General features: G+C 57.9%; 20 protein-coding genes. 15 read left to right on the top strand and 5 right to left on the bottom strand.

The window, feature by feature from the left end; genetic code table 11:
- The first annotated feature begins 44 nt into the window (after positions 1 to 44).
- The 6 genes from tkt to E5Q11_RS08825 all read left to right on the top strand — a co-directional run bounded on the left by tkt (position 45) and on the right by E5Q11_RS08825 (position 7,560).
- A complete protein-coding gene (tkt, locus tag E5Q11_RS08850) occupies positions 45 to 2,045 on the top strand; it encodes a transketolase (RefSeq protein WP_135803027.1) in 2,001 nt (666 codons plus the stop codon).
- On the top strand, positions 2,045 to 3,073 hold the full coding sequence (gap, locus tag E5Q11_RS08845) for a type I glyceraldehyde-3-phosphate dehydrogenase (protein ID WP_135803026.1): 1,029 nt from the start codon (positions 2,045 to 2,047) through the stop codon (positions 3,071 to 3,073). The genes tkt and gap overlap by 1 nt, the downstream gene beginning before the upstream one ends.
- Positions 3,074 to 3,143: 70 nt before the next feature.
- Positions 3,144 to 4,304 carry a phosphoglycerate kinase gene (locus E5Q11_RS08840; protein WP_135803025.1) on the top strand — a complete coding sequence of 387 codons (1,161 nt, stop codon included), beginning with the start codon at positions 3,144 to 3,146 and terminating at the stop codon, positions 4,302 to 4,304.
- 326 nt (positions 4,305 to 4,630) lie between these two features.
- A complete protein-coding gene (gene fba / locus E5Q11_RS08835) occupies positions 4,631 to 5,695 on the top strand; it encodes a class II fructose-bisphosphate aldolase (RefSeq protein WP_135803024.1) in 1,065 nt (354 codons plus the stop codon).
- 536 nt (positions 5,696 to 6,231) lie between these two features.
- Positions 6,232 to 7,203, top strand: coding sequence for a DnaJ C-terminal domain-containing protein (locus E5Q11_RS08830; RefSeq protein ID WP_135803023.1), 972 nt, complete (start codon positions 6,232 to 6,234; stop codon positions 7,201 to 7,203).
- Between the two features lie 12 nt (positions 7,204 to 7,215).
- Entirely contained in the window at positions 7,216 to 7,560 is a 345-nt protein-coding gene (locus E5Q11_RS08825) for a chaperone modulator CbpM (protein WP_135803022.1), read from the top strand.
- A 17-nt stretch (positions 7,561 to 7,577) separates the two neighbouring features.
- On the opposite strand, the gene E5Q11_RS08820 is transcribed toward E5Q11_RS08825, so the two are convergent.
- A complete protein-coding gene (locus tag E5Q11_RS08820) occupies positions 7,578 to 7,748 on the bottom strand; it encodes a DUF6435 family protein (protein ID WP_135803021.1) in 171 nt (56 codons plus the stop codon).
- Positions 7,749 to 7,936: 188 nt separating this feature from the next.
- On the opposite strand from E5Q11_RS08820, the gene E5Q11_RS08815 reads away from it, so the two are divergent.
- Genes E5Q11_RS08815 through E5Q11_RS08800 form a run of 4 tightly spaced genes read left to right on the top strand, consistent with a single transcriptional unit; the run spans position 7,937 to position 12,334 of the window.
- Positions 7,937 to 9,388, top strand: coding sequence for a DUF5666 domain-containing protein (locus E5Q11_RS08815; RefSeq protein WP_135803020.1), 1,452 nt, complete (start codon positions 7,937 to 7,939; stop codon positions 9,386 to 9,388).
- Between the two features lie 44 nt (positions 9,389 to 9,432).
- Entirely contained in the window at positions 9,433 to 10,311 is an 879-nt protein-coding gene (locus E5Q11_RS08810; protein WP_135803019.1) for a DUF6502 family protein, read from the top strand.
- A complete protein-coding gene (locus E5Q11_RS08805; protein WP_135803018.1) occupies positions 10,308 to 10,736 on the top strand; it encodes a hypothetical protein in 429 nt (142 codons plus the stop codon). The genes E5Q11_RS08810 and E5Q11_RS08805 overlap by 4 nt, the downstream gene beginning before the upstream one ends.
- A 38-nt stretch (positions 10,737 to 10,774) precedes the next feature.
- Positions 10,775 to 12,334 carry a DUF5666 domain-containing protein gene (locus E5Q11_RS08800; RefSeq protein ID WP_135803017.1) on the top strand — a complete coding sequence of 520 codons (1,560 nt, stop codon included), beginning with the start codon at positions 10,775 to 10,777 and terminating at the stop codon, positions 12,332 to 12,334.
- 34 nt (positions 12,335 to 12,368) lie between these two features.
- On the opposite strand, the gene E5Q11_RS08795 is transcribed toward E5Q11_RS08800, so the two are convergent.
- On the bottom strand, positions 12,369 to 13,364 hold the full coding sequence (locus E5Q11_RS08795; protein WP_135803016.1) for an NAD(P)H-dependent flavin oxidoreductase: 996 nt from the start codon (positions 13,362 to 13,364) through the stop codon (positions 12,369 to 12,371).
- Positions 13,365 to 13,479: 115 nt separating this feature from the next.
- On the opposite strand from E5Q11_RS08795, the gene E5Q11_RS08790 reads away from it, so the two are divergent.
- The 3 genes from E5Q11_RS08790 (at position 13,480) to E5Q11_RS08780 (ending at position 16,106) form a co-directional block, all read left to right on the top strand.
- On the top strand, positions 13,480 to 14,208 hold the full coding sequence (locus tag E5Q11_RS08790; protein ID WP_135803015.1) for a DsbA family protein: 729 nt from the start codon (positions 13,480 to 13,482) through the stop codon (positions 14,206 to 14,208).
- 96 nt (positions 14,209 to 14,304) lie between these two features.
- Positions 14,305 to 15,324, top strand: a complete 1,020-nt coding sequence (gene trhO / locus E5Q11_RS08785) for an oxygen-dependent tRNA uridine(34) hydroxylase TrhO (protein WP_135803014.1) — start codon at positions 14,305 to 14,307, stop codon at positions 15,322 to 15,324.
- A gap of 26 nt (positions 15,325 to 15,350) precedes the next feature.
- Positions 15,351 to 16,106, top strand: coding sequence for a DUF481 domain-containing protein (locus E5Q11_RS08780; RefSeq protein ID WP_225314891.1), 756 nt, complete (start codon positions 15,351 to 15,353; stop codon positions 16,104 to 16,106).
- Positions 16,107 to 16,138: 32 nt separating this feature from the next.
- Here E5Q11_RS08780 and E5Q11_RS08775 read toward each other — a convergent pair whose 3' ends face one another.
- Both E5Q11_RS08775 and E5Q11_RS08770 read right to left on the bottom strand, forming a co-directional pair.
- The gene (locus tag E5Q11_RS08775; protein ID WP_135803013.1) at positions 16,139 to 18,364 is read right to left on the bottom strand and encodes a glycosyltransferase; all 2,226 of its coding nucleotides are present in this window, start codon (positions 18,362 to 18,364) and stop codon (positions 16,139 to 16,141) included.
- Positions 18,361 to 19,419, bottom strand: coding sequence for a lysylphosphatidylglycerol synthase transmembrane domain-containing protein (locus E5Q11_RS08770; protein WP_135803012.1), 1,059 nt, complete (start codon positions 19,417 to 19,419; stop codon positions 18,361 to 18,363). The genes E5Q11_RS08775 and E5Q11_RS08770 overlap by 4 nt, the downstream gene beginning before the upstream one ends.
- 260 nt (positions 19,420 to 19,679) lie before the next feature.
- Between E5Q11_RS08770 and E5Q11_RS08765 the strand changes: the two genes are divergently transcribed.
- Together E5Q11_RS08765 and gloA are read left to right on the top strand one after the other, a co-directional pair.
- Positions 19,680 to 20,774, top strand: a complete 1,095-nt coding sequence (locus tag E5Q11_RS08765) for an alkane 1-monooxygenase (protein WP_168215643.1) — start codon at positions 19,680 to 19,682, stop codon at positions 20,772 to 20,774.
- 62 nt (positions 20,775 to 20,836) lie between these two features.
- Positions 20,837 to 21,385 (top strand): lactoylglutathione lyase, encoded by a 549-nt coding sequence (gene gloA, locus E5Q11_RS08760; RefSeq protein ID WP_135803010.1) that lies wholly within the window; start codon positions 20,837 to 20,839, stop codon positions 21,383 to 21,385.
- Here gloA and E5Q11_RS08755 read toward each other — a convergent pair whose 3' ends face one another.
- Positions 21,386 to 22,369: a CobW family GTP-binding protein gene (locus E5Q11_RS08755; RefSeq protein ID WP_135803009.1), complete on the bottom strand. Its 984-nt coding sequence runs from the start codon at positions 22,367 to 22,369 to the stop codon at positions 21,386 to 21,388. It abuts the gene before it with no gap.
- Positions 22,370 to 22,415 lie beyond the last annotated feature (46 nt).

The raw sequence follows: 22,415 nt of genomic DNA, 5'->3' as shown, positions 1-22,415 counted from the left end.
CTTAATTCGCGTTAGTTCGCTGACCAAACACTGGAGAAACGTCAATGCCGTCTCGCACAGATCTCGCCAACGCCATTCGCGCGCTGAGCATGGATGCGGTTCAGAAAGCCAAATCCGGCCACCCGGGCGCGCCCATGGGTATGGCGGATATCGCCGAGGTCCTCTGGAACGATTACCTCAGCCACAACCCGGCCAACCCCAAGTGGGCCAACCGCGACCGGTTTGTGCTGTCCAACGGCCACGGCTCCATGCTGCAGTATTCATTGCTGCACCTGAGCGGTTACGACGTTTCCATTGACGACATCAAGAACTTCCGCCAACTGCACTCGAAAACCCCGGGCCACCCGGAATACGGCTATACCCCGGGGGTTGAAACCACCACAGGCCCACTGGGTCAGGGCATTGCCAACGCTGTCGGCTTCGCGCTGGCGGAGAAAACTCTGGCGGCACAGTTCAACCGTCCCGGCCACGAGATTGTTGACCACTACACCTACGCCTTCCTGGGCGATGGCTGCCTGATGGAAGGCATCTCCCACGAAGTGGCTTCACTGGCAGGCACCCTTGGCCTGGGTAAGCTGGTGTTCTTCTACGACGACAACGGCATTTCCATTGACGGTGAAGTGGAAGGCTGGTTCAACGATGACACCCCCAAGCGTTTCGAAGCCTACGGCTGGCAGGTAATTCCCAAGGTCGATGGCCACAACCCTGACGCCGTGCGCGCTGCCATTGAAGCGGCCCGCGCCAATACCGATCAGCCCACGCTCATCTGCTGCAAGACCATCATTGGCTTCGGTTCCCCCAACAAGCAGGGCACCGAAAGCTGCCACGGCGCCGCGCTGGGGGAAGAGGAAGTAGAGCTGACCCGCAAACAGCTGGGCTGGTCGCATCCACCGTTTGAAATTCCGGGCGAGGTTTACCAGGGCTGGGATGCGCGCGAGAAAGGCGCTGCCGCCCAGGCCGAGTGGGAACAGACTTTTGCGGCGTATGAAAAGGCCGAGCCGGAACTGGCCGCCGAGTTCAAGCGCCGTATGGCCGGTGAACTGCCAGCAGACTTCTCCGAAAAAGCCCAGGCTTACATTCAGGAATGCCAGGACAAGGGCGAAACCATCGCCAGCCGCAAGGCTTCCCAGAACACCCTCAACGCCTATGGGCCGCTGCTGCCGGAACTGCTGGGTGGCTCTGCCGATCTGGCCGGTTCCAACCTGACTATCTGGAACAACACCAAGCCACTGACCAAAGAAGACGCCAGCGGAAACTACGTTTACTACGGCGTTCGCGAATTCGGTATGGCTGCCATCATGAACGGTGTGGCCCTGCACGGTGGTCTGGTGCCTTACGGCGCCACCTTCCTGATCTTCATGGAATATTGCCGTAACGCCGTTCGTATGGCGGCCCTGATGAAGCAGCGTTCCATCCTGGTATTCACCCACGACTCCATCGGTCTGGGGGAAGACGGCCCGACCCACCAGCCGGTTGAACAGCTGGCCAGCCTGCGCACTACGCCGAACATGAGCACCTGGCGCCCGGCGGACACCGTTGAATCCGCCGTCGCCTGGAAAGCGGCCCTGGAGCGCACCGATGGCCCAACCGCGCTGGTGTTCTCACGTCAGGCACTGCCGCATCAGGATCGCGACGCGACCCAGTTGCAGAACGTTGCCAAAGGCGGCTATATCCTGTCTGACAGCGAAGGCACCCCGGATCTGATCCTGATTGCTACCGGTGGTGAACTCGGAATCACTCAGGACGCGGCCGCCGCCCTGCGTGAAAGGGGCAACAAGGTACGCGTGGTGTCCATGCCCTCCACCGACACCTTTGACGCACAGAGCGCTGCCTACAAGCAGGAAGTTCTTCCGCTGGAAGTGACCAACCGCATTGCAGTTGAAGCGGGCATCGCCGACTACTGGTACAAGTATGTTGGCCTGGACGGTCGCATCGTGGGCATGACCACTTTCGGTGAGTCAGCGCCTGCCGGTGACCTGTTCAAGGAGTTCGGGTTTACGGCGGAAAATATCGTCGCGACTGCCGCGGAGCTGCTGGAAGCCTGATGACTGCTGCTGCACCGTATCGCATCGCCATTAATGGATACGGCCGTATCGGTCAGTGCGTCCTGCGGGCACTCTATGAAAACCGTTTCCGCGACCACCTGCAGGTGGTCGCGATTAACGAACTGGCGGATATCGATACGATTGCCCACCTGACCCGGTACGACTCGACCCATGGCCGATTCCAGGGTGAGATTGGGGTGGAGGGCGATTCCTTGCTGGTGAACGGCGACCGGATCCGGGTGCTTCGGCACTCTGACCCGGCGGAGCTACCCTGGGATGAACTGGGCGTGGATCTGGTTCTGGAATGCTCCGGCGCCTTCAGCGACCGGGCAACAGCCGAGCAGCACCTGACGTCGGGCGCAAAACGCCTGCTGTTCTCCCAGCCTGCGGAATCCGATGTAGATCGCACCGTGGTCTACGGTGTCAATCATGACCAACTGACCACAGCAGACCGCATAGTGGCCGCTGCTTCCTGCACCACCAACTGCCTGGTACCCGTTATCCAGATTCTTGATGAGGCGTTTGGTGTCGAGCAGGGCAGCACCACCACCATCCACGCGGCGATGAACGATCAGCCGGTCATCGACGCCTATCATCATCAGGATCTGCGCCGTACCCGCAGCGCACTGCACAACATAGTCCCGGTGGACACCGGCCTGGCCAAAGGCATTGAGCGCCTGCTTCCGCATATGGAAGGCAGATTCAGCTCCGTGGCCATGCGCGTGCCCACCATGAACGTCTCCGCCATCGACATGGTGGTTAACGTTCGCGAAAACACCTCGGTGGAGGCGGTGAACAACTTACTAAAAAACGCCGCCCGCGGCCCTTTGCAACACATTCTGGGCTACACCGACGAGCTTCTGGCCAGCTCCGACTTCAACCACGACGCCCACTCCGGCATCGTGGACGGCGGCCAGACGCGTGTAACCGGCGGCACCATGGTAAAGGTGCTGTGCTGGTTTGATAACGAGTGGGGGTTCGCAAATCGAATGCTGGATGTGAGCCATGTTTGGCTTAAAGGGGTCTGACCCCGAACGGGGTCGGACCCCAATCCAGATTCGATTTAATTGCAAAAGATCCGAACAAGGAAACCATGTAATGACCATCAAACGAATGACCGATCTGAACCTCGCAGGCAAACGCGTGCTGATCCGCGAAGACCTGAACGTACCGGTGAAAAACGGCCAAGTATCCAGCGACGCCCGCATCCGCGCCTCGCTGCCCACCATCAAGGCCGCGAAAGACGCCGGCGCCAAAGTCATGCTGATGTCCCACCTGGGCCGTCCGGAAGAAGGCGTGTATGACGAAGCCTCCTCCATGAAGCCGGTCGCGGAACACCTCGGCAAACTGCTGGGCCAGGAAGTCCGCCTGATTACCGATTACCTGGACGGCGTCGAAGTCGCCGACGGCGAAGTGGTCCTGTTCGAAAACGTCCGCTACAACAAGGGCGAAAAGAAAGACGACGAAGCACTTTCCAGAAAGTACGCCGCCCTGTGCGACATCTACGTCATGGACGCCTTCGGCACCGCCCACCGCGCCCAGGCCTCAACCCACGGCGTTGCAAGATTCGCCCCCGAAGCCTGCGCCGGCCCGTTGCTGGCGGCGGAGCTGGAAGCTCTCGGCAAAGCCCTGGACAACCCGGCCAAGCCCGTGGTTGCCATCGTCGGCGGCTCCAAGGTTTCCACCAAACTGGACGTACTCAACGCCCTGGAAAAAGTCTGCGACTCCATCATCGTCGGCGGCGGCATCGCCAACACCTTTCTGGCGGCGGCCGGTCACCCGGTGGGCAAATCCCTGTGCGAACACGACCTGATCGACACCGCCAAGGAAATCGCCTCCCGCGTTGAAATCCCGCTGCCGGTAGACGTCGTCGTCGCCAGCGAATTCGCCGAAACCGCTGAAGCCACCGTCAAAAAGATCGCGGACGTCACCGACGACGACATGATCCTGGATGTGGGCCCGGAAACCGCTTCCAAATTTGCAGGCCTGCTGAAGTCGTCCAAAACCATCCTCTGGAACGGCCCGGTCGGCGTCTTCGAGTTCGACCAGTTCGGCAACGGCACCAAATCCCTGGCCCACGCCATCGCCGAAAGCGACGCCTTCTCCCTGGCCGGCGGCGGTGACACGGTCGCGGCCGTTGACAAGTACGGTGTGGCTGACAAAATCTCCTACATCTCCACCGGCGGCGGTGCTTTCCTGGAATTCGTGGAAGGTAAAACTTTGCCCGCTGTTGCCGTACTTGAAGAACGCGGCGCATAAAAATGATTGACTAGGGCCTCGGATATTACGCCGAGGTTAGAATCGCAAGGAGAGCGGGGTAGGTCTTTCGCGGAATTTGCGAGGCCATGGATGGCCGAGGATAAGCGCACATGGGTGAGGCAAGCGTTTATGAAGCGAAGCTTCATGCGCAGCCGAACGGCAGCAATCTATGATTGCTGACTGGACCCCGTAGGGGTGCTCGTAGCGGTTCCGGGAGCCCCTGCCCTTAAGCTCCGTAGCAGACTCACAAGTCAAAGAAGCGGACCCCAGAATCCGCGACCTAAAATGATTAAACGACCCAAAATCCAACCAAGGAGAAAACCCCAATGGCCCTGATATCGATGCGGCAACTGCTGGATCACGCCGCCGAGCACGGCTACGGCGTGCCGGCCTACAACGTGAACAACCTGGAGCAGATGCGCGCCATCATGGAAGCGGCTGACAAAACCAACTCCCCGGTGATTGTCCAGGCCTCCGCAGGCGCAAGAAAATACGCCGGCGCCCCCTTCCTGCGCCACCTGATCCTCGCGGCCATTGAAGAATTTCCCCACATTCCCGTGGTCATGCATCAGGACCACGGCACCAGCCCGTCTGTGTGCCAACGCTCCATCCAGCTTGGCTTCAGCTCCGTGATGATGGACGGCTCCCTGGGCGAAGACGGCAAAACCCCGACCGAGTACGACTACAACGTCGACGTCACCCGCCGCACCGTCGAAATGGCTCACGCCTGTGGCGTCTCGGTGGAAGGCGAGCTGGGTTGCCTGGGCTCCCTGGAAACCGGCCAGGCCGGTGAAGAGGACGGCATCGGCGCCGAAGGCACCCTGGACCACAGCCAGATGCTGACGGATCCGGAAGAAGCGGCGGACTTCGTCAAGAAAACCCACGTGGATGCCCTGGCCATCGCCATCGGCACCAGCCACGGCGCCTACAAGTTCACCCGTCCGCCGACAGGCGACATCCTGGCCATCGAGCAGATCAAAAAGATCCACGCTCGCATCCCGGACACCCACCTGGTCATGCACGGCTCCAGCTCCGTGCCCCAGGAGTGGCTGAAAATCATTAACGAATACGGCGGCGAAATTCCGGAAACCTACGGCGTGCCGGTCGAGGAAATCGTGGAAGGCATCAAGCACGGCGTGCGCAAGGTCAACATCGACACCGACTTGCGCCTGGCCAGCACTGGCGCTGTCCGTCGCTTCCTGGCCCAGAACCCGGCCGAATTTGACCCGCGCAAATTCCTGAAGGAAACCATGAAGGCAATGACCGACGTCTGCGTTGCCCGCTATGAGGCCTTCGGAACCGCTGGCAACGCCGACAAGATCAAACCGGTTAACCTTGAACGCATGTTTGAGCGGTATGCTTCTGGCGAGCTTGATCCCAAGGTTCGTTAAGTTTGGGAGTTGGCCCTCCTGTTGCAGCCTGATGGCATGGCGGGAGGGTCAACGGTGGGAGAGACTGCTCAGAAAACGCCCGTAAATACATCCATGTAGGGCTTGATCGCGCCATCCCTGGCGCTCAACATTTCTGAGCAGTCTCTCCCACCGTTGCCCGACATGCTCCAGCGATATCTCAAACGCAATTGCAAACGGTCTTTTTGCTTTCCTGTCTTTCTGAATGGGGCCAGAAATATCTGAAAGCTCAGAACAAGCGAAGGCGGGGCACTCTTCCGGGAACGTCAAAAACATGGATGTTTTTGTCGAGCGTACATGGACGTATTCACAGCGATTCCCGGAAGAGTGCCCCGCCTTTGCGCTATCTGCGAACCATTCAGGCTAGGCCCGCAGCCCAGACCATAAAACAAAGCCCAAACCCGATACGCATTAATTTGAATATGCGCGCACCTTGCAATTCCCACCGGGCCGACTCATATAAGGGGTATTAAACGGGCCACTTATGCCCAGCAATCTCAACAGGTGCGAGGACAAGAATGGATTTCAAAGACTATTACGCCGTACTCGGTGTGAGCGAGTCTGCCTCCCCCGAGGACATCAAAAAGGCCTACCGCAAACTGGCCCGGAAATACCATCCGGACGTTAGCAAAGAAGAGAACGCCGACAGCAAATTCAAAGACGTCGGCGAGGCCTACGAAGTATTGAAAGACCCCGAAAAACGCGCCGAATACGACGAGCTCAAAAAATACGGTGCCCGCAAAGACGGATCGTTTGAGCGCCCGTCCGGCTGGCAGAGCCGGTCTGGCTTTGGTGGCGGTGGTTATACCGAAGCCGATGCGGGGCAGTTCAGTGACTTTTTCGAGGAAATCTTCGGTGGTGGCCGTCGTGCAGGCGGCGGTTTCGGTTCAGGCTTTGGTGGTCAACGCCACTCCATGCGCATGAGGGGTGAAGACGTGCATGCGAAGCTGGCGCTGTTCCTGGAAGAAGCCATTCAGGGCTGTGAAAAGCAGGTAACCTTTACCGTTCAGGAACCGGATGCTTACGGCAGGGCCGTGCCACGGCAGAAAACCCTGAAGGTCAAAATTCCCGCCGGTATGAAAGAAGGCCAGCACATCCGACTGAAAGGCCAGGGTGCGCCCGGTGCCGGCGGTGCGGACAGCGGCGACCTGTTTATCGAAGTGGAATACGCACCGCATCCGCATTTCACCGTCGAAGGTCGCGACATATTGGTCACCGTGCCCATTGCGCCCTGGGAAGCTGCGCTTGGTGGTTCAGTCACGGTGCCGACCGTGGGTTCGAAGGTGAACGTGAAAGTTCCGAAGGGTTCCACCAGTGGCAGCAAGCTGCGCCTGAAAGGCAAGGGCCTGCCTGGCAAACATCCCGGAGACCAGATTGTGATCCTCCAGGTTGCAATGCCAGAGCGGCATTCTGAAGAGGCGGAAGCGCTATACAGAAAGCTCGCCGAAGCCGAAAAATCGTTCAATCCACGTCTTAAGCTGCACGTTTAAGCGGGGGGAAGGATGACTGACAAAGACCGGATTCTCAGCGTCGAACTGGTAGAGCCCTCTGCCACATTCACCTTGAGAGAAATCTGTGAACGCGGGGGCTGCCACGCGGAGTTCGTGATCAAACTGGTCAACTACGGCGTTATCGCCCCGGTTGAAGAAACTCCGGAACAGCGCCAGTGGCGGTTTGATCTTCACACGCTCGCGCGTCTGCGCAAAGCCCAGCGCCTGCAGCGGGATCTGAAAATCAACCTCCCGGGCCTAGCGATGTCGCTGGAGCTTCTGGACGAGGTTCAGGACATGCGCCGAGAAGTCGATCGCCTCAATCGGCAGCTACAACAGTTTTTAGGCGACTCCTAGCTAACGGTCAGGGGGCGCTACTCCTTACCAATCTTCTGCAGTTCCGCGTAAATCTTCTCTGCCTCTTCCATCAGCGTGCCGTGGGTACGCAGATCGCCGTTGCGCTGGGCGTGCAGCGCCTTTTCAAGTTTGGCTTCATATTCTTTCTGCAGCTTTTTCTTCGGATCGCCCTTCAGAAACCCCAGCATTATTTTCACCTGTTTTCATTTGTGTGTTCAGTAGCTTACGCCCAGTCGGCCGGAAAGTTCACAAAATATTCATGGTTAAAAACTGGACAGCGCGAAAAAATGGGAATAAATTCCCAAATACAGATTGGGAAAATAATCCCAATCCTGAAAAAACAGAAAACAGTAAACAGGGAAACGGGAGAAACACAATGAAACGCAGTGCTTTGACAACAGCAGTAAAAATGGCGCTCACCGGCGCAGTTGCAGGATCACTGGTGGCCTGTGGCGGCGGTGGTTCAGGTTCCTCGGATAGCGGGTCGGCGGCATCAACCGGCACCAGTGTCGGGCCGGTATCCGGTTTTGGCAGTGTTTATGTAAACGGCACCCGCTTTGAAACCAACGGCAGCGTCAGCAGCGATGACGGCATTGAACGGGAAGGTCAGCTTGAAAAAGGCATGATCCTGAAGGTTCGCGGCAGTTGGGGCGATGACGGCCAGGGCCGTGCGGACCGGCTGGATTATGACGACAGCGTTCGTGGTCGTCTGCAATCTGCGACCTGGAATGAAGTAGAGGGTACGGGAACCCTGCAAGTCGCCGGCCAGGACATTCTTGTGGATGGCCAGACGGTATTCAAAGGCGCGACACCGGAAACGTTGGCCGCGGCAAGCGCCAACACCTACAAAGTCCGCATCAGTGCCTGGCGGCTTCAGGATGGCAGCTTTCGCGCCAGCTTCGTTGGTGCCAAGCTGATCGGCAGTGGCTTCGATGACTTTGACGACTTCAATGAGGTAGAAATCGAAGGCGCCATCGCCGGCCTGGACACCCAGTCCCAGACTTTCGAGATCAACGGCATCACCGTGGACTATCAAAGTGCCGAATTTGATGACGACCTTGAGCGGGATGACCTGACAAATGGCCTGATCGTTGAGGTGGAAGGCTACATCGACGGCAATGGCGTTCTGATCGCCGAAGAAATCGATGACGAAGACGACCTGTTCGGTGACGACGATGACGTCGAAATTGCCGGCGCGATTTCCGGGGATTACGACAGTTCTGCCCGCCAGTTCCAGCTCAACGGCATCACGGTTCAGGTAACCGGCAGCACCGAGTTCGATGACGGCTTAGGCGAGGATGATCTGTCTGACGGCCTGCTGGTCAAAGTGGAAGGCAATTTCCGCAGTGGTGTCCTGGTTGCCGAAGAGATCGAGCCCCGGGATGGCGATGCCGAGCTGGATGGCCGGATTGAATCCCGTAACGGTAGCGACCTGGTTGTCAGTGGCGTTCGGGTGATGCTCACCAGTAACACCCTTATTGAAAACGACGATGATGACGATGACGACGACAACATCGTTCTGCGGACCCAGGATATCGAAAGCCTGATGGTCGGCGATTTCGTCGAGATCGAGGGTCTTCAGCGCCTCGCCGACGGCGGATACCTTGAGGCCATCACCATCGAACGTGAAGACGGCGATGATGATGACTATCAGATGGAAGGCCGGGTGACCGCAATCAATGACAACTCCATAACCGTTCTGGGCCTGACATTAGGCCGCGGAGATGCCGATTTTTCAGGCATTCAGGTGGGTCAGGAAGTAGAAATTGATTATCTGCGGAATATTGGTGGCGATTACATCGTTGTAGATATTGAGGATGACGACTGATCAATGGATGCTTTTGAACCCACTATGGGAATACAATCCCAAATATGAAAGATTCGGACACCAATCCACTGCACCGGGCGCTGTATCGTATTCTGCGCCCGCTGGCCCGCCTGCTGCTTCGCAACGGTATTCCGTTTGCGGAGTTCGCAGAGCTGGTCAGGCGTGCCTATGTGGATGCGGCGCTTGAGGATTTCGCTGACGAGCGCAAGAAGCCCACGGACTCCCGCGCAGCGGTGATGACGGGGCTGACGCGCAAGGAAGTCAAAAAACAGCGGGATATCCTGGCAGGGGAACACCGCCAGGCTCCGGCATTGCGCCATGAAAACCGGGCTTCCCGCGTGGTGTCCGGCTGGGTTCACGACCCGGCCTTTCACGCAAGCAACGGCGAACCTGCGAAGCTTTCATTTGACTCATCGAACCAGTCGTCCAGCGGACCAGCCAGCTTCAGTGAGCTGGTCCGGCGCTACAGCGGTGATATGACGCCTCGCGCCGTGCTCGAGGAACTGGTTCGTGTGGGGGTAGTGGCTGATGATGGCAGCGGAAATCTGGAGTTGCGTCAGCGGGCCTATGTGCCGGCGGGCGACAGTGAAGAAATGCTCCAGATCTTCGGTGAGGACGTATCAGATCTTATAGCGACCATTGATCACAATCTCGTGGGGAGCGAAGCCACCGGCCAGCCCCTGTTTCAGAGAACACTGGTGTACAACAACATCCCTCCGGAAGTCATGGAGCGTTGGCGACACTACGCCGCTCTGCAGTCCCAGGATCTGCTGGAGCAGCTGGACAAGTGGCTTGGTCCCTATGACCGGGACATTGCCAGCCATGGCAAAAGTGATACCGAGGGGAATGTGGTAAGGACTGGCGTCGGAATCTTCTACTTTGAAGACCCGGTCCAGCCAGATATCAATGGAGAGTCGAAATGATCAACCCTGAAGCCTGTGCCCCAACGGAGATTTTCTGGCAGCCAACCGAACTGGTTACCACCCTGCTGTCACGGGGTGCTCGCGACGTGGTCCGACACTGGATCAGCCACAAACGCTTTCTGGACGACAACAACCAGCCCAGATCCCTGTCTGTCGAGAACCCGGGGTCTGACCCTGCTATTAACCCGGACCGCTCAGATTTCAGTCACCTGATCAGTCTTGTCAGCCCGCATCTTGCGCCGGCGGTAATCTGCAACGAATTACTTCGAAAAGGCATTGTTGAGCAGCACGACAACGGTTGTCTGCTGCTTCGCCGAAGTGCCTACGTGCCCGGTGCGGCCAGTGCCGCACAACCCGTTTTTTTAGCGGAAGAACAACTGGCGTACGACAGGCCTGTTCGCCGTCGCCGAAACGATTTTATCTGAAGAATATTGGCCAGAAGCCCGGCCAGGGAGAAACACGCATGAAACCCAAGTCCATTCAGTCAGCAGTCCGTTACACGCTGGTCGCCCTGTCTGCGGGCGTTCTTGTTGCCTGCGGTGGCGGCGGGGGCGGTGGAGGCAGCTTCGGTGTTGCTGATGGCGGTATCCGCGGGACCGGGTCCAGCGTGGGGCCGGTTTCCGGCTTTGGTAGCGTGTTTGTTAACGGGGTTCAGTTTGATACCGGCGGCCTGAACGGCCAGGTAACAGGTGACGATGGCATAACCTTCGAAGAGAACCTGGATGAGGGCATGATCCTGCGCGTTGATGGCGAATGGCGCGCCAACGGCGAGGGCACCGCCAGCGAACTTGAATATGACGACACCCTGCGCGGGCCTATCACCGTTGAGTCCGCCTGGGACCCTGCCAGCAAGACCGCGGTGATCTCCATTCTGGGCCTGCGGGTCAACATCGACCGGCAAACCGTGATCAAGGGTGTGCCCCTGCCTGAGAACCTGGCAACCGACGACCTGGTGCGGGTCAGCGGATGGCGGCTGGCTGATGGAGAATTCCGGGCGAGCCTGGTAAGGGTTCATTCCGGGTCAGCAACCGCCTTTGATATCGACAACGAGATAGAGCTTGAGGGTGAGATTCGTGGATTCGATCCAGTCCCCTGCAGCTTTGAGATCGGAACGGTGATTGTAGACTGCAATAATCTGAGTTTTGGTTCAACGTTGAATCCGGGAGATCTGGCCGACGGTGTCATTGTAGAAGTTGAGGGCAACCTTAACCTTGCTGGGACTGAGTTGCTTGCCACAGAAATTCGCGAAGACGACCAGCGCCGCTATCGCCGGGGAACAGAGGACGACATCGAATTCTCAGGCCCGGTTGCCGAAAACTTTGATGCCAACACTGAAAGCTTCGTAATCAACGGCATCACGGTATTTGTTACCAGCGATACGGAATTTGATGATGGCCTGTCAGCCCCGGATCTGGTGGTTGGACTGCTGATCCAGGTTGAAGGTGATTACCAGTCTGACGGCACCACCGTGATTGCCGATGAAATCGAACTTCGGGAAGCCAATGCCGAGGTTGATGGCCCGATTGGTGCGGCGCTGAACCGCACCGAAGGCACTTTCACGGTGGGTGGGGTACTGGTCCAGATCACATCCGCGACGGTAATTGAGAATGACGACGACTCGCAGCTGCCCCGCGAGCAGCTACTGGATCGCCTGACGACGGGCGTTGAAGTAGAAGTCGAAGGCATCGAACGGGAGGACGACAGCGGTATTTTCCTCGAAGCGCTGAACATTGAAATCGATGACCAGGAATCCGGCGCAGAGCTCGGCGAAGTAGAGCCGCCCGAGTTCGAACTGCAGGGCAAGCTGCGTTCTGTTGACGCTGAATCAATCAGCATTCTGGGTGTTGAGATGAGGGCTCTGGCGGGAGCTTATGACGGAAGCAGTGCCGGGATCCTTCAAGGCCTGATTAATGTCTCAGAGGGTGTTTATCCGCTTGTAGAGGTCGAGTATGTGCCGCTTTCGGGGCAAGCCTTCCTTTACGACGCCACCGAAATCGAACTGGAAGAACAGGACGACGACTGATGCCTCCCTGGCCCGGTCAGGTTTGCTGTCGGGCCTAGCCGGGCCCGCACAGCGCTGATCGGGCAGCGTTGTATTCCTGCCTTATCCGCTGCACCAGCTCGCTGGTGCTCAGCACATCATGGATCTGGCTCACCCCCTGGCCGGCAGACCAGATGGTTTTCCAGGCCTTGGCTTCGTCTTCCATGGGTTTGAGTTTTTCGCCATAATTAATCTCGCCCGGCTGATTCAGCTTTTTCATGTCATAGCCCGCCGCTTCCAGGCTCTGGCGCATGAAGTTGGCAGGAATGCCGGATACCGCCGGGGTGTGGATGATGTCACCGGAAACCGCTTCGATGATCATCTTCTGGTAGCCGGCTTCCGCCTGGGATTCGGTGGTGTTGATAAACCGCGTGCCCATGTAGCACAGGTCAGCGCCCATGGCCTGGGCGGCCAGAATGTCTTCGCCTTTCGATAACCCGCCGGCCAGCAGAATCAGGCCGTCAAAAACGTCGCGTATCTCGTGCACCAGAACAAACGGATTGATTGTGCCGGCATGGCCACCGGCCCCGGCGGACACCGCAATAATGCCGTCAACACCCGCTTCGGCAGCCTTGCGGGCGTGTTTCTGGTTGGTGACGTCATGGAATACCAGTCCGCCATAGCCATGAACGGCTTCTGTGACTCTGGTCGCAGCCCCCAGCGAGGTGATCACAATCGGTACCTGGTGTTTCACGCAAAGCTCCAGGTCCGCTTCCCAGCGGGGATTGGTCTTGTGCACAATCAGGTTGACGGCATAGGGCGCCACCTTGCGCCCGGGTTTGTCTGCCTTCAGGGCGTCCAGGCCTTCGTTCATCTGCACCAGCCAGGACTCAAAGCCCTTACTGCTGCGCTGGTTAAGCGCGGGAAAGCTGCCTACAATGCCTTCCTTACAGCAGGCCAGCGCCAGGTCCGGCCCGGAGATCAGAAACATGGGTGCGGCGACCAGGGGCAGTTCCAGCCTGGCGAGAATATCCAGAGTATCCGGAGTATCTGGAGAGTGTGGCAGTGGCATAGGCAACCTTCTGGGTAAGTGATCAGTGACAGGAACTTTGCGGCACAGTCCGAATCTTAGCCTGCCTGTCAGACTGTGCAAACGAACCATTACATCACGCGCAAGGAGTTACGGAATGGGTGAAGCAAAACGCCGGCAGAAGACCGGTCAGCCGGCACCGAAAAGCACGGGCAACAACCAGAAGCCTTTGATCATCGCCCTGAGCGCAGGGGTGATCGCGCTGATTATCGGCATTGTCTACATTATTACCGCGGCGCCCGATCCCACCTCGGAGTCGCTGCCAACGGCCGGGCCCAATGCTGCACCTTTCCCGGAACAGGTTGATCAGTTCGGGGTTTCGGTCGGCGACCCAGATGCCCCGGTGGTGGTGCGGGAATTTGCAGACTACCAGTGCCCGGCCTGTAAAAACTTCGCCAGTGCCAGCCAGCGCCTGAAAGAAGAGTATGTGGCATCCGGCCAGGTGCGGTTTGTGTTCTTTGACCTGCCGCTGCAGCAGCACGACAACGCAGTGCCTGCTGCGCTGGCCGCGCGCTGCGCCGGTGACCAGGACAGCTACTGGGCCATGCACGACACCCTGTTCGACAAGCAACTGGAGTGGAGTGGCTCCGGCAGCCCCACGGACACTTTTACCCGCTATGCCGAAGACCTGGGGCTTGAAGCCCGGCGCTTCCGGCGCTGCATGGAAACCGACCTGCACATTGAAGAAATCGAACAGAGCCGCCGTGTGGCCATGCAGCTACAGTTGACCAGCACACCCACGGTTCTGGTGGACAACATCCGCCTGACCCGCCCTGGCTGGGGCCAGCTGTCTGCGGTTGTCGAGCGCGAGCTGTCCAGACAGTAATCTCTGAACTGGTGCTTCTGCGGCCGGATTCGATAGAATACGCGGCCACACACATGCTCCGGATTTACGATCCGGCCCGCAGGAGAACCCGAACCAATGAGTCAGAACGTTGTTGTCTGCGCGCTTTACAAGTTCGCAGTCCTGAATGATTACCAGTCCCTACGCCAACCCCTCCAGAAATTGATGCAGGACCACGATGTCCACGGCACGCTGCTGCTTGCCCGCGAAGGCATCAATGGCACCATTGCCGGTTCCCGTGAAGGCGTTGATGCGGTCAAGCAATGGCTGAATGCCGATGGCCGGTTCGAAGGCATTGATTACAAGGAATCCTTCGTGGATATCCAGCCGTTCAAGCGCACCAAAGTGAAGCTCAAGAAAGAGATCGTCACTATGGGCGTGGAGGGCATTGATCCGAAACGCATCGTTGGAACCTATGTCGAGCCGAAAGACTGGAACCAACTGATCTCCGATCCGGACGTTCTGGTCATCGATACGCGGAATCAGTACGAAGTCGAGATCGGCACGTTTGCCAATGCGAAGAACCCTGCCACCGACACTTTCCGGGAATTTCCGGATTACGTGAAACAGAACCTCGATTCGTCCCGTAACAAGAAAGTGGCCATGTTCTGCACCGGCGGTATTCGCTGCGAGAAATCCACGGCCTATCTGAAAGAGCAGGGTTTTGAGGAGGTTTACCACCTCAAGGGCGGGATTCTGAAATACCTGGAAGAAGTGCCGGAACAGGAAAGCCTCTGGCACGGTGAGTGCTTTGTATTTGATGACCGGGTCACGGTGAATCATCGCCTTGAGCGCGGAGAGTATGACCAGTGCCACGCCTGCCGCCGACCGATCACCGAGGCCGACAAACAGCGCCCGGAGTACGAGCAGGGCGTGAGCTGCCATCAGTGCATCGAGTCGCTGACGGAAGAACAGAAAGCCCGCTTTGCCGAACGTGAACGCCAGATCCGCCTGGCTGAACAGCGTGGAGAAGTGCACGTTGGCGGCGAGGCAGCGCGCCTCATTGAGGAGCGCAAAGCCCGAAAGCGGGCAGAACAGGAGCGTCAGGCTCTGCAAAGCGCCGCAGGTGAACGCGCGCAGAGGAAGCCGGGCGCTTGAAGCTGAAAACGAGCAAAGGAGCCCACATGGACCTGAGATCTCTGGCCACCAACCGGCTGAACATGGCCTGTCTGGCCTTGATATTTCCCCTTGCCGCCCAGGCGCAGGATTCAGATTCCCGCAACTGGGAGGGCGAGGCCGAACTGGGGGTGCTGGCGTCAACCGGCAACACCGAGGAGACCAATATCAACGGTCGGGTGGGGCTGAAGCATGAGGTGGCCAGGTGGCGGAACACCGGCGAATTCCGCTCTGCCTTTTCGGAAACCGAGGATGTAACCACGACGGAAAAATACCGGTTGGAACTGGAGTCCGATTATAAATTCGATGAGCAGCAGTACTGGTTCGTGCGGCTGTTTCATGAGGAGGACCGGTTTTCCGGTTATGACTTCCAGTCGTCACTCACCACCGGTTACGGAAACCGTGTCTGGCAGGTGGGCGAGCGGTCTTTTCTGGATCTGTCCGCCGGTGCCGGTTACCGGTTCAATAAACTGGAAGAGCCCAATGCGGACGGCACCCGTGATGACGACGAGGCCATTGGCCGCATCGCTGGCCGATACGATCAGGCGCTGTCTGAAAACGCTCTGTTCCGCCAGACCCTGAGTGTTGAAATGGGGCTGGACGATAACGAAACCACCACCGAGTCGGAAACCTCAATTCAGGCCAACATAGTGGGGGGAATCTCCATGAAAGCGGCCTACCGGGTCCAGCATCTGTCCGATCCACCGGTGGGGTCTGAGGACACAGATACCGAACTTTCCGTGTCGCTGCTTTACGGCTTCTGAAACCAGACCATGCCGCCCTGGCCAGCCGCCACTCAGCGCTTGCGCTCAGAATCGGCGCGGGCCAGGGTCAGGGCATAGATTTCCCGCACGTCTGCGGCAAATTGCTCTACCGAATAATCCGCGGCGAAAGCCAGGGCGTTTTTGGCCAGCCTGCTGCGAAGCGCCTCATCCTCCAGTAACTGCTGAACCCTGTCGCACCACTGATCCTGTTTTTCCGGAGTCTTGAAGCCGTTGAAATCCTGTCGCACCACATCTTCAATGCCACTGGAGCGCACCGCCACAACCGGCAGCCCGGCGGCCATGGCTTCCAGAATCACCATGCCCTGGGTTTCGGACTTAGAGGCAAACAGGAACGCATCACCCAGGTGATACCAGGTGGCCATGTCTTCCGGTGGAACCGGCCCCACCAGAGTGAAATGCTGGCCAAGATCCAGCTCGTCGATGCGCTGTTGCAGCCGCTCCTGCTGGTGCCCCTTGCCGATCATCAGGAACCGGAAGGGGTGATCTGTACGCTGGCGCAGGCTGTGAATGGCATCAATCATGAAGTCGATGTTCTTCTCGTTGGACAGCCGCGATACGCTTACGAACACGGTTTCATCGCCGATATTCAGGGATTCTCTCAGCCGCTGCACATCCTCATCGGACACTGCCTGAAACCGCTGGTATTCAATGCCCGTGGGCTGCACGAAGGTCGGTGACTTCACGCCGATCATGCGCAGGTATTCCTCGGTGGAGTAGGTAGGCACGATCACCCCGTCACACTTGTTGGCAAACCGCTTGATCAGCGCGTGGGAGATCAGATTCCGGAACAGGTTGCCGGGCAGTGGCACAAAGTGGGCGTAATGCTCCAGCCGGGTGTGATAGGTGTAGATCACCGGAACCCGCAGCACCCGGCCCAGAAACAGGCCCAGGGAGCCAAGCCAGAACGGGTGGTGCACGTGAATCAGCGCGGGCTGGAAGATTCTCACACGGTTGCGGATGCGCTTCAGGAAAATGTTCGCCAGGCGGAACTCCCGCTTTTCGCCCATGGCCAGCAGTGACGGTACCCGCAGCACGTTGTCTTCATGCTTTGGCTGGTCCCGGTAGCGGGGCGCCACAATCAGCACCGAGTCATGAAGGGTCTGCAGCCCCTGCCGCAAGCGTTCGATGGAAAGCGGGACTCCGCCGATGAACGGCAGGTAGTTGTTGGTGAACATGGCGATGCGCAGCGGCCTGTCCAGCCAGGGCTTGGGGTCCAGGTCGTAATCCGGATAGTAGTTTTTTTCGACGAAAATAGCGGCGTACAGCTTGGTGCCGATCAGCGCGAACAGACCAACCAGCAGGAAAAAGTTCACATAACCGACGTAGAACAACGAGTAGACAAAGAACCAGAGTGACTCCAGGGTGCTGAGTATGGCGTTGGAGCGGGCTTCCATGGGTTTCATGGAGTAGCTGACCGTGCCGTCGCCGGCGACATCCACGCGAACATAATGGTAAAAGCTGGTGTCATCGTTCAGCACCAGGCCGCCCGCACCACCGGTTGCGATAAAGTGGGTGGCATCGGATACCTGGTCGGAATACAGTGAAAGATTCGCAGAGAATACCGCGTTGATGCCGCGATCCCTGGCCAGCTTCAGCAGCGCCTCTTTGAACTCGGGCGGCTGCAGAAAATCCTCGCTCTGCTCGAAGGGAGCCTCTTCGGAAGGGTCAAGAACAGGGTGGCCGACGAACACAAACGTCGGTTTATCCTCTTTCTCATCCATCAGGTCTCGCAGCCAGCGCATCTGCCATCGCCAGGGGGTCTTGCCGGTACTGTCCAGAAAGATCAGCCGCGCCCTGGCGGTGTTTACGCTGTAAAAGTGTGGTCCGAAGTGTTCGTAAAACCGGAAGGCGCCGAAGTTCTCTTCCTCGTTTTCACCAAAAGTCAGCAGATACGGAATGGTCAGGTTGCTCAGGGTTCCCTGGATTGCCCGGTACTTGTCTTCGCCCCCGCCGCTGACCGCGTTGCCCGCCGATACCATGAAATCCAGCCCGGCCTGATTGAGCTCGGGAATGATCTGGTCCTCGAACACCCGCACCGAATTATTGATATTGCCAACCACCGCAAAGCTGAACCCGTCGCCGTCCGAAAGGCGGGCTTCAATCTGGTCTACCTGTTCGGTGTGCAGTGCCTGGAAATCCGGCTGATAAAGGTTCAGATAGAGCTTGTAGCCGATCAGCAGAATCACGATCGCCAGGTTGACGTAGAACAGGAGTTTCAGAGGCGTGGGTTGCTTCATCTGGGGTCCTTCGGTTTGGTGAGCAGCTCCCTCTGAAGGATAACCAGCCCGATCAGCATGCCAAGATAAATGGTGATAAACCGCCAGGCAACCGTCACCAGTATCAAATGGCCAGAGCCGAGCGAATCCCGGAAAAAGCTGCCGAAGACGCCCTCGGAAATGCCCGACGCACCGGGGGTGGGGGAGAAATACATCACGAACGTGGTTACCACCAACAGGCCCAGACTGACCACGTAATCCACCTCATAATCCAGTGCCCACATCAGCAGTGCGGGAAAACTGAACAGGCTCATCAGGAACACAAAGGTGAAGAACACTGACAGGCTAACGTAAAGCTTCGGGCCTTTCAGGTAGTGTCCGAAGCTGACGGAAAACCGCAGCATTTCCCGCCGTGCCTTGAATTGCCAGCGCCGGTGGCGTGAATCGCCTAACAGGTGCAGCCGGTGTAGCAGGCGCAAAAGCCGGGTCAGGGGGCCAATGAGCCAGCGGGTGCGAAACAGCACCACCATGAAAAAACCAAGATAGAGCATTATCAACACGGCCAGCACCGGGCCCAGGTCACCGGCCAGGGATTCACCCTTGAACGCGTCCAGAGTCAGCAGGAAAAGCGGTGTCAGGGAAAAAATGAATATAACGGCCAGCACGGTGCGAATGGTGGTGGCCGCGGTTGCTCGCCCCAACGGTACACCGTGACGTTGCAGGTACCAGATCTGCGCGAAGCCGCCCCCGGTGGCCATCGGGGTAACGTTTGAGAAAAACAGATTGATAAACACCAGCCGCGCCATGGCAGGCAGGGGAATCGCGTGGCCCAGGGCCCGCAGCGTGAAATACAGTCGCAGCCCGTCGGCGGTGAAATACACCAGTAGCAGCGCAGCCACCGCTGCAAGGGCGCCCGGGGCCAACAGCCGGCTGTCAAAGCTGACGGTACGGCCGGCAAACTGGTCGTAGACCGCCCAAAGCCCGGCAGCCGTCATCGCAACAAAAATCAGGGTGAACACCATCAGCCGCGGGCCAGAGGTGTTACTGCGGTAACGCTCGTCGATCGGTGCGGTCATGAAGCCGCCAGCGCTTGCTGAATCAGTGTTTTCTGATGGTTAGACGGGGCCTGAAAGTACATAAGGGCTCTGAACGGCAGAAAAAACGCAGTCTATCACAGTGACAACCCCCTCAATTTACCAATGGTTTATCTTGACGATTGCAAGATTGTAGAACAATATTACAGTAGGACAATAAATAAAGATTCTGTTCAAACGAGGGATGCACTGTGAACTCAAATCGGATCACCTGGAACACGGAGTCTGCCCGGCGCCGTACCATGCTGACGCTGAAGAAATACAGTTACCTGATTGCCGTGGTGCCGCTGGTGTTACCGCTGCTTATGCTGGAAGCAGGCAGGGCTACTGGCTGGCTCAACCTGTTCGCCTGGGGCGTGCCCCTCTTCGTGTTTGGCATTATTCCGGTGCTGGACCTGATTCTGGGCAAGGACGCGCTCAACCCGGATGAAGAAGCCGACACGCCGCGCATGAACGGCCAGCTGTTCTACCGGGTTATCACCATCGGCTGGGTGCCGGCCTACGCGATACTGCTGGTCTGGAGCATGATGGTCTTGGCAGCTGAACCCTTTTCGTTCATTGGCGGCCTTGGCTGGGTGGTGTCTATCGGCATCATTGGCGGCCTGGGTATCAACGTCGCCCACGAGATGATTCATAAGGACGACAGGCTGGAGACTCTGGCCGGCGGGCTGCTGCTGTCGCTGGTGACTTACGCCGGTTTCAAGGTCGAGCACCTGCGAGGCCATCATGTGCACGTATCCACCCCGGGCGACGCGTCATCGGCCCGCTACAACCAGTCCCTTTACCACTTCCTGCCCCGGGCCTATACCCGCAATTTCATCAACGCCTGGCGCCTGGAAACCGCTCGGCTACGACGCAAAGGGCTAGCCGCCTTCCATTGGCGCAACGAACTGATCTGGTGGTATGGCCTCTCTGCGCTGGCGCTTGCGGGATTTACCCTGGCCTTTGGCTGGCTGGGCGCGGTTTTCTTCCTGGGCCAGAGCTTCATCGCCCTTAACCTGCTGGAAGTGGTGAACTACCTGGAGCATTATGGCCTGCATCGCCGCAAACTGGAAAACGGCCGCTATGAGCGCACCGGTCCGGAGCATAGCTGGAATTCCAATTACTTCCTGACCAACGTTTTCCTGTTTCACCTGCAGCGCCACAGCGACCACCACGCCTGGGCCAAACGCCGCTACCAGATCCTGCGTCACCACGAGATTGCACCACAGCTGCCCGCCGGCTACGCCACCATGTTCGTACTCGCGTTCATTCCGCCGCTGTGGAAGAAAATCATGAACCCCCGGGTTGAGGCCTACTATGAGGGAGAGAGCCATCAGCTGACCCTTAACACTTGAAATCCCTTTGCGCCGCACACAGGTATATAGGCTAAATACAACGCAAACAGAGGGATTTCCCCATGCCCAGGCATTTCGAGCAGGCCCCAGGTCTTCATCAGGAATCAGTGCCGGAAACCGAAGGTTTTGTCTTCAACCAGACCATGATGCGCATTAAGGATCCCGAGCGCTCTCTGGATTTCTATACTCGCGTAATGGGTATGCGCCTGGTCAGGAAACTGGACTTCCCGGAGATGAAATTCACGCTCTATTTCCTGGCCTTTCTGGATGACCGCCAGGCCAATACCGTGCCCACGGATGATGCCCACCGCACGACGTTCATCTTTGGCCGGGAAGCCATGCTGGAACTGACCCACAACTGGGGCACCGAAAACGATGCGGATTTCAGCTACCACAACGGCAACGACGAGCCCCAGGGCTTCGGCCACATCGGGTTTGCGGTGCCGGATGTTTACGCCGCCTGTGACCGGTTTGAGCATCTTGGCGTGGAATTCGTCAAGAAGCCGGACGACGGCAAAATGAAAGGCCTGGCCTTTGTAAAAGACCCGGACGGCTACTGGATCGAGATTCTGCAGCCGAACATGCTGGAAAAGCAACGCAAGGAAGACTGATCAACGGGGGTTTGAGACGCAGTCCCGGAGTAAGCCATCCAGCGCAACTGGATCCAGTCGCTGATCGCTGATGATTTCCAGGCGGCTTTCCTCCTGTTCCGGAATGGGCTGGGTGGTGACTATCCCGTTCAACGCGTTGAATGACATCCAGCCCTTGCTGGTGTTTAAGAACCCTTTCAGTCTTTGCCACTGCCCGTCATTGGCAAGCGTATCGAGCGAGGTGTAATCCATGGTGATGGCGGGTTCGATGCGCCAGCCGCAGGAATAGAAACCTTCACCCTGGTTACTCGCCTGTTGCCACCCGCAATCCTGCAGACTCTGCCACTGTTTTACCGGCGCATCGCCTTTGTGCTTATGGCCTTTGGCACCAGGTGGCGGGTTGAGCCCGCGAGGTCTGTCCAGCCACTCGACGGGAAAGTCACCCATCGACGTCAGATACGCCGACTCATCTGATTCCTGGTGGTCAAGTCCCCAGATTCTGAAAAAACTCCTCTCGCTTTCTTCGCAACAGTCGGACTTATTACCGATCAAAACATCAGCCACCGCAACCTGGGCCTGGAAGTTTTCATTTGCCAGAACCTTTGGCTCCTGCAACCGTTTGGGGTCAATCAGGGTAAAGCAGGCCCTGATCTCGAGTACGTCACGGTAGAATTCTGACTGTAGCGTCTCCAGAATCTGCTTGGGATGACCCAGCCCGGTTGGTTCAATGAGCAGTCTGTCCGGCTGCGCCTGTTTGATCAGCATGTTCAATCCCATCTGCATGGGAAGCCCCGCAACGCAGCACATGCATCCCCCGGGAACCTCCCTGACCACAGCGCCTTGCCCTTCCAGCAAGTGGCCGTCAATGCCTGCCTCCCCGAATTCGTTGACCAGAACGGCCCAGGTCTCGCCGGCCGGTTTTTTGGCCAGAAGGCTCTGGATAGCGGTCGTTTTACCGCTGCCAAGAAAGCCAAAAATAAGGTTTGTGGGTATGGGGTGTTTCATAAGTTTCTCATTCGGGTTGCATGTATATAATGTTATAACATAACAT

This window comes from Marinobacter confluentis (assembly GCF_004785685.1).
Taxonomy (GTDB): domain Bacteria; phylum Pseudomonadota; class Gammaproteobacteria; order Pseudomonadales; family Oleiphilaceae; genus Marinobacter; species Marinobacter confluentis.
The sequence above is the reverse complement of the archived record's forward strand: the minus strand, read 5'-3'. Positions and strand labels throughout refer to the sequence as shown.

Coding starts and splice junctions, on each gene's coding strand:
- E5Q11_RS08790 (WP_135803015.1), top strand. CDS start 13,480: ATGGGTGAAGCAAAACGCCGGCAGAAGACCGGTCAGCCGGCACCGAAA.
- E5Q11_RS08815 (WP_135803020.1), top strand. CDS start 7,937: ATGAAACGCAGTGCTTTGACAACAGCAGTAAAAATGGCGCTCACCGGC.
- E5Q11_RS08810 (WP_135803019.1), top strand. CDS start 9,433: ATGAAAGATTCGGACACCAATCCACTGCACCGGGCGCTGTATCGTATT.
- tkt (WP_135803027.1), top strand. CDS start 45: ATGCCGTCTCGCACAGATCTCGCCAACGCCATTCGCGCGCTGAGCATG.
- E5Q11_RS08780 (WP_225314891.1), top strand. CDS start 15,351: ATGGACCTGAGATCTCTGGCCACCAACCGGCTGAACATGGCCTGTCTG.
- E5Q11_RS08830 (WP_135803023.1), top strand. CDS start 6,232: ATGGATTTCAAAGACTATTACGCCGTACTCGGTGTGAGCGAGTCTGCC.
- gap (WP_135803026.1), top strand. CDS start 2,045: ATGACTGCTGCTGCACCGTATCGCATCGCCATTAATGGATACGGCCGT.
- fba (WP_135803024.1), top strand. CDS start 4,631: ATGGCCCTGATATCGATGCGGCAACTGCTGGATCACGCCGCCGAGCAC.
- E5Q11_RS08820 (WP_135803021.1), bottom strand. CDS start 7,748: ATGCTGGGGTTTCTGAAGGGCGATCCGAAGAAAAAGCTGCAGAAAGAA.
- gloA (WP_135803010.1), top strand. CDS start 20,837: ATGCCCAGGCATTTCGAGCAGGCCCCAGGTCTTCATCAGGAATCAGTG.
- trhO (WP_135803014.1), top strand. CDS start 14,305: ATGAGTCAGAACGTTGTTGTCTGCGCGCTTTACAAGTTCGCAGTCCTG.
- E5Q11_RS08755 (WP_135803009.1), bottom strand. CDS start 22,369: ATGAAACACCCCATACCCACAAACCTTATTTTTGGCTTTCTTGGCAGC.
- E5Q11_RS08825 (WP_135803022.1), top strand. CDS start 7,216: ATGACTGACAAAGACCGGATTCTCAGCGTCGAACTGGTAGAGCCCTCT.
- E5Q11_RS08765 (WP_168215643.1), top strand. CDS start 19,680: ATGCTGACGCTGAAGAAATACAGTTACCTGATTGCCGTGGTGCCGCTG.
- E5Q11_RS08805 (WP_135803018.1), top strand. CDS start 10,308: ATGATCAACCCTGAAGCCTGTGCCCCAACGGAGATTTTCTGGCAGCCA.
- E5Q11_RS08775 (WP_135803013.1), bottom strand. CDS start 18,364: ATGAAGCAACCCACGCCTCTGAAACTCCTGTTCTACGTCAACCTGGCG.
- E5Q11_RS08795 (WP_135803016.1), bottom strand. CDS start 13,364: ATGCCACTGCCACACTCTCCAGATACTCCGGATACTCTGGATATTCTC.
- E5Q11_RS08840 (WP_135803025.1), top strand. CDS start 3,144: ATGACCATCAAACGAATGACCGATCTGAACCTCGCAGGCAAACGCGTG.
- E5Q11_RS08800 (WP_135803017.1), top strand. CDS start 10,775: ATGAAACCCAAGTCCATTCAGTCAGCAGTCCGTTACACGCTGGTCGCC.
- E5Q11_RS08770 (WP_135803012.1), bottom strand. CDS start 19,419: ATGACCGCACCGATCGACGAGCGTTACCGCAGTAACACCTCTGGCCCG.